The sequence below is a fragment of the Cryobacterium sinapicolor genome (assembly GCF_004403465.1).
Classification (GTDB): domain Bacteria; phylum Actinomycetota; class Actinomycetes; order Actinomycetales; family Microbacteriaceae; genus Cryobacterium; species Cryobacterium sinapicolor.
Map to the genome: position 1 here is coordinate 1 of NZ_SOGQ01000073.1, position 5,901 is coordinate 5,901.

Consider the following 5,901-nt stretch of genomic DNA (forward strand, 5'->3'; position numbering starts at 1 on the left):
ACGATCAACGATGGGCTGGACATGATCGGTGACTTCCTGGTTCTCGCCCTACATCAAACGGCGGACTTGCTCTGAGCTACTGGCCTCACCCAACCCTGACACGTAGGGCACCCGTGACGACGGGCGCGAACGGTAGGACACTAAACGACCTAGACGGCTCGCATGAGTGATGCCCGGAGTCGCCGCTTCTGAGCGGTCAGTCGGCGCTATCACTCAGGTCGTTTGAGCGGCGGCCCGCACTCCGTGTCACCGTCGGCGCCACCAGGGGCGCGAAACCCTTGTTACGACTTCAGCCACAAGTCGGTTTCTGTCGACCGCGCTTGCCACACGCATCTCATTGAAAGCGGCCCTTCGATCACGTTCGGCGAGCATTTGCCTCAAGTGCGCGATGCGCACTTGGAGCGCAGTCGCCCCGATGCCAAGAGCACCTGCGCACAACATCGCGACCACTTTTCTGGGCGCGACATCTCCGGGGTTCACTTCTGCAATGTAAGGGGCAAAGAGGAGCCCGAAATATGCTGCAAGGGCGGCCCAGATGACGCCCGACGCGACGGGCAAGGGCTTGTTCCTCTCCAGAGCAAGGACGACGAGCGCGGCCACTACCGGCAGCACAAAAATAGAGAACTGGGGGAGGAAGTCAGCCCAAAGGGTGCCGTGTGGGGGGGGGCCACTCGTCGACACGTACAGAGCAGGAAAGAGAAGACCCATCGCAGACACCAAGCGAATGCAGAACCGAAATGTCTTCAGCCATGAAAAAGGGCCCCGTTGATGCGTCTGAGCAGCTGATTGGCCGAACTGGCTCGTAGTACGCGGTGCCGAATGGTTTTGCTCATAGGCGGGATCGACATGGTTGGTGTTCAAGAAAAACTCTCGTTGATCAGGGGTGATGCTTTGTCCTTAGAGCTTGCCACTCTTTTTTCTGTTCGGTGCCCCGCCACCAGATCGGGGGAGCCAACTCATGGATAGCTGCCGGAGAAGACAGACCGAGTTCGATCAGCACACTGTCGTCGGACGTGAACCGTTCATCGCTGCATCCCAAAGCCAGGCCATTCCCGAGGCGAACCGAGAGCGCAGGGTGGTACAGAGCTCGAGGCACGCGTGACGTCCCTGCAGGAGAATACGCGGGCTCAGAGCGCTCGGCCGGACGCATCCGACGCCCGACGGCAGAAGCGTCACTGTTCGCTCCGCCCTGGCCAGCTCAAGCCGGCCCTCCCGGCATCGGTTCATGCACACCACGATCACACTGTGCGGCGTCCATACTCGCATCGACACTGCGCTCGTCGGCCCCCGCTGCCGCTTGGGTACTGATCGCGTAAGGAACAGAGATAGCTTTCTATGGTCGTCGTATTTCGCGTCTTGTGCCTTCGATCCGCACGAGGTTGATTCGGCCGACTACTGGGGGGTATGGATGCTAAATCGGATTCTCACAATCGACGGCTATGGGCCGTTCGTGAAGTGGCGAAGCGAAGCGAATGCGAGCTCATTCAAGCGAGTCAACGTCGTCTATGGGGCCAACGGAAGCGGGAAGTCATCTCTTGCCAGCATGTTCCAGACCATCGCCGGGGGTGGTACCGCGGCCAACAAGGCGGCCACCCTGACGTTGGAAGTTACCGACGGTGACGCAGGCTCAACTTCGAGAAAATGCTCAGAAAATGACTCTACGTTTTGGGAACGAGTTTACGTATTCAACGAAGAGTATGTGAAACGAAGCCTCCGATTCGATGGGGCGGAAGGTCCCGACGCCAATGGATTGCTGGTTCTGGGGGAAGGGAACATTGCTCTTGAGGCGGAAATTGTCGCTCTCCAGAAACGTATCGGTGCCATCGATGGTCAGGGGATCGAAAAACTAAGAAGCCTCGACGCTGCAAAAAAGCGCATGGAGAAGCAGATATCTGCGGTTCGAGATGCTGTGATCTCGGAGCTCAAGAACGCAGACCCAAGATACAGAGCCAGCAACGTCTATCGGAGCACTGAGATCCGCAAATTGTTGGATGGCGATCGGACTCTGTTTGGCGGGCGATCGGTGGACGCAACTGCAGACCTGGAGATTGTCCTGGCCGAGGGGCGTCCCGCCATTCGCGCGTCAGCCGCGCCTTCTCTGAACGTGGCTGATTTCCAGGCACCCTTCCGAGAAATCACAAATCGATCTGTCACCGTGAGTGTTCTCGCCGAATTAGCGAGCGATGCCCACAACGCGGAATGGGTTCAACAAGGAATAGGACTCCACGAGGACTTGGCGACATGTCTCTTCTGTGCCTCTCCCATCGCTGAAAGCCGGCGCGCCGACCTCGCAGCACACTTCGACAAGAGCCTGCTAGCGGTGCAGACAGACGCCGATGCCCTAGCGCTGGAGATGGAGGTTGGCCTGTCCGCCCTGGTTGGCTACGCAGCATCCTTGCCAAGGTCGGTCGAACTCTACGCAGATATCAAGGGCGATTACGAAACTGCCCTCCGCGCCTACTCGGAGTCGGTGCACCTATTCTCCGGCAGAGTAAACGAGCTGATCGAGTGCCTCAAGCTGAAGCGGGCTAACCCGTTGCAGCCCGTTCAAGCTCCTTCCTTTGCTGAAATCGAAGAACCGAACGCGGCCAGCCTCCTGTCTCATATCCAGCGCCACAATGAGAGAAGCAATCGGCACAACGAAGCCGTCAAAGGCGCCGCTCGACGGATCGAATTGCACCGAGTTCACGCGGCCATCGAGTCTTACGATCCTGAGCTGAATGCATGTATTGCCCTTGAAGAGAACCTCAAAGATATGCGGGCAGAAAGAGCCCGCTTGAGATCAGAGATGATTCTTCTCGGGAGCCAGGACGCCAATCCGTTGCACCTGGCTGACGACCTCACTGTTGGCCTCGCCAGGATTTTAGGGCGTGACGAATTGGCGTTTCGGCCATCAGAGGACTCCAAGACGTATCTCATCGAACGCGATGGCAGGCCTGCCGTGGGGCTCAGCGAGGGAGAACGCACCGCAATCTCGTTGCTCCACTTTCTTGCTCATCTGAAATCAAGGGGCATCTCGAAGCACCCGATCGTGATCATCGATGATCCTGTGTCGAGTCTTGACCAGAATGTCCAGTTCGGCGTGTCTGCACACCTTTGGACAGAGCTGGTTGCCGGCCCCATGGACACGCAGGTCTTCCTACTCACCCACAGCTTTGAGTTCTTTAGGCAGTGGATAGTGCAGCTCGACTCTTTCAAAGCCAGCGCGATTGGGGGCCATACCGAACATGAACTCCGAATGAGGAATCGAGAAATTGATGGTCAGCTCCGAAGAGTTCCGGTTTTCGAGGAGTGGCCGAAGGACACGATCATGCGGCGTCGATTGCGGTCTCAGTACAATTTTCTGTTTCACAGGTTGGCCCGCGTTGTGATCGATTCCGCAGGGGGAGCAAGTCTCGCGGATCAGCTAGAAATGCTTTCGATGGCCCCAAATGCGGCCCGCAAACTATTGGAGGCATTCCTGAGCTTCCGTTTCCCCGCGAAAATTGGCGACTTCAACGGATCAATGAAGGTCGCATTGGAAAAAATCGACAATCCTACGAGGACCAAGGTGACTCGCTATCTGCACGCGTACTCCCACAACGAGGAAGGTGACATCTCCGCTCCTATCGAGCCTGGGGAGGCGGCGACGATTCTGCGCGCTGTCTTCCAACTAATGAGGGCGCTGGATGACGAGCACGTCGTCGCCATGTGTCAGTCCTTTGATATCGACCCCCAGGTGCTGGCGCCGGATACTGGGGCTCCGTCAAGTACCAGGGCAGTCATGCCCAGAATCTCGGAGTTTGGAGGCCTTGAACGCGATCAGGTCTTGACAGGGTTCGTCGGCTGACGGGGCACCCACTCAGCGACCCCGCAGGGTCCTCGTGAATCCGCGGGAGTTCGTGCTGCTCTCGACTCTTGCCGAAGCCGTTAGCAGGGGAGCTCTATTCAGCACATTCTGCAATAGGTACATTTTTACTGGTGCCCCTGCGGATTCGTGACCGGCGAATTGTCAGCGATCGTTGGCGCAGACGGCCCAGTGTGGCCCCAACATCGCGATGTTCGTGCTCATCGCTTGAGACTGTCGACTTCGACCACCAGGCCAGCATTCTTCATTTGCGTTTCGTGATGTAGTCGATGAACACGGCGCCGGCGTTCTGACGGTGTCTTTCGGTGACTTTGTAGCTGTAGTTCAACGAGTCCGCGATGACAGGGGCGGGCAACTCGAGCACCAGCGCTCGAAGAGACGCGTTCCGGGCGCCCCGGAGGTCGATGCCGGAGTCGCGGAGCTTGTTCATGAGTGTGGTCTGGTTGAGGTGCTGTCCGGGCCTGCCCCCGGGGAACAGCCAGTGGTTCTCGCGGTGGAGGGCTGTGGTCTGGTGCGGTAGCGCGGCGAGGTGATTGCGGATGACCTGGTCGAACGGGGCGGGGATCGTGAGGGTGTCGTTAGTGAACGAGATTGTGACGACCGTGCCGGTGGTTCGCAGCTGCTGCAGTCGCATGCTGGCGATGCGAACGATGGGTTGCCCATAGAGCAGGAGCAGCAATGCTGCAGCGCGATCGCCTGGGGCGAGATCTGCCGCGGGGTCGAGTAGCCGGGTTATGTGCTCGAGTCGTTGCTGTTGGGTGATGATGGGCTCGGTTTGTGGGACGCGGTAGGGGAACTCGAGGGGCGGGAGGTGGCGGTGGTCGCCGGCCCAGCGGACGAAGGTGCGGGCAAGGCTTCGTGTTGTGGGCCCGCTGGCCAGCCAGTCGTCGATGTCGGCTTGAGTGCAGGTCGCGGGGGAGCGGCCTCGTTCCCGGAGGTGGTGGAGGAATGTGAGGGCGACCGTTGTCGACTGTTTCGCGGAGAGGAAGGTGCCCTTTTTCAACTGGCCGGTGGCGGCGAGGTTGTGCATGCGGTTGAGGTGGACCCAGCGTGCGAACTGTTTAATCAGCCGCCCGTCGTCAGGGTGAGCATCTCGGAGTTTGCTGGCCAGCCAGTTCTCGAACCGTTCGATATCGAGGTGGACGGGCTCGAGGAGCTGGTGTTCGATGCAGAGTTCTCGGAGGAACGCGACCTTGCGGGGTTGGCTGTGCCCGGTGAACGTGGCGTGCTCGAGCGGGACGATTCCTTGGGCGAGCTCCCGGATGAGGGCCGTGGTGTGTGTGTTGACGATCAGCCAGACCCGGGCGCTTCGGGCGTGTGCCTGTTGTGTGAGCGCGGTGAAGAGCGGCAGCAGGGCTGGGTTGATGCGGCCGGTGGAGTCGTCGAAAAGGTCTGTGAGGTCGTCGGTGAGGCAGCAGTGGGCGCAGAGCCCGACTCGGACGGGTTCGTCTTCGCGTCCGCACCGGGCGCAGTGGAAATCCTTCGGTATGCCGGTGCAATCGACGCAGGCGGGGATCCCGTCGATGAGGCCTGGGAGGAGCCGATCGGCGCTGCAGCCGGGGCAGAGGCCGCGGATGCGGGTGGCTTGTTGGTAGCACCGTCGGCAAATGCGCCCTTCCGGCCATGTTGTCGCGAACCGACCGCCGGTGCGAGTGCAGCGGGCGCATTCCTGCGAGGACCGCGGCCCGGTCATTCCGGTCGGCGGATCCTGGCTCGGGCCGGGCGGAAAGCGTCGGTCTTCGCGGAGGCGTCGAGGGTGCCGGTCGCCCGGTCCGGGACGGCGCTGACGGTGACCGGGCAGAGGTCCTCGAAGCTGCAGTCGAGGGTGTCGAGAATTGCGCCGAGTAGGTTGAGGTTCATTCGTTCCGGTGTGCCGCCGACGAGGCGGTAGATCTGCGAGTCGGAGAGGTGGATGCCGCGATCGCTGAGGTGCGGGATGAGGTCCGAGATGGTGTTCATGCCGCGGGCGGCCATGAGTTCTCTCAGCCGCCAGCCGTGGTCGATTCGACGTTGCATGGGTCAGGTCTCCTTCGTGGTGAGTTGGGCGGCCATCC

At 60.2% G+C, this 5,901-nt stretch carries 4 protein-coding genes; 1 reads left to right on the forward strand and 3 read right to left on the reverse strand.

Annotation, left to right across the window (positions count from 1 at the left end):
- Positions 1-246: 246 nt before the first annotated feature.
- A complete protein-coding gene (locus tag E3T28_RS13020; RefSeq protein WP_134432004.1) occupies positions 247-708 on the reverse strand; it encodes a hypothetical protein in 462 nt (153 codons plus the stop codon).
- 517 nt (positions 709-1,225) lie between these two features.
- Between E3T28_RS13020 and E3T28_RS13025 the strand changes: the two genes are divergently transcribed.
- Positions 1,226-3,829: an AAA family ATPase gene (locus E3T28_RS13025; protein ID WP_134432008.1), complete on the forward strand. Its 2,604-nt coding sequence runs from the start codon at positions 1,226-1,228 to the stop codon at positions 3,827-3,829.
- A gap of 262 nt (positions 3,830-4,091) precedes the next feature.
- Here the strand turns inward: E3T28_RS13025 and E3T28_RS13030 are convergent, their stop codons facing one another.
- Together E3T28_RS13030 and E3T28_RS13035 are read right to left on the reverse strand one after the other, a co-directional pair.
- The gene (locus E3T28_RS13030; RefSeq protein ID WP_134432011.1) at positions 4,092-5,540 is read right to left on the reverse strand and encodes a recombinase XerD; all 1,449 of its coding nucleotides are present in this window, start codon (positions 5,538-5,540) and stop codon (positions 4,092-4,094) included.
- Positions 5,537-5,863: a helix-turn-helix domain-containing protein gene (locus tag E3T28_RS13035; protein ID WP_134432014.1), complete on the reverse strand. Its 327-nt coding sequence runs from the start codon at positions 5,861-5,863 to the stop codon at positions 5,537-5,539. Before E3T28_RS13035 ends, E3T28_RS13030 begins: the two co-directional genes overlap by 4 nt.
- Positions 5,864-5,901: the final 38 nt, after the last annotated feature.

What these genes read in the sequence shown, in the direction of transcription:
- E3T28_RS13020 (WP_134432004.1), bottom strand. Translation starts at nt 708, where the DNA reads ATGGGTCTTCTCTTTCCTGCTCTGTACGTGTCGACGAGTGGCCCCCCC.
- E3T28_RS13025 (WP_134432008.1), top strand. Translation starts at nt 1,226, where the DNA reads ATGCACACCACGATCACACTGTGCGGCGTCCATACTCGCATCGACACT.
- E3T28_RS13030 (WP_134432011.1), bottom strand. Translation starts at nt 5,540, where the DNA reads ATGACCGGGCCGCGGTCCTCGCAGGAATGCGCCCGCTGCACTCGCACC.
- E3T28_RS13035 (WP_134432014.1), bottom strand. Translation starts at nt 5,863, where the DNA reads ATGCAACGTCGAATCGACCACGGCTGGCGGCTGAGAGAACTCATGGCC.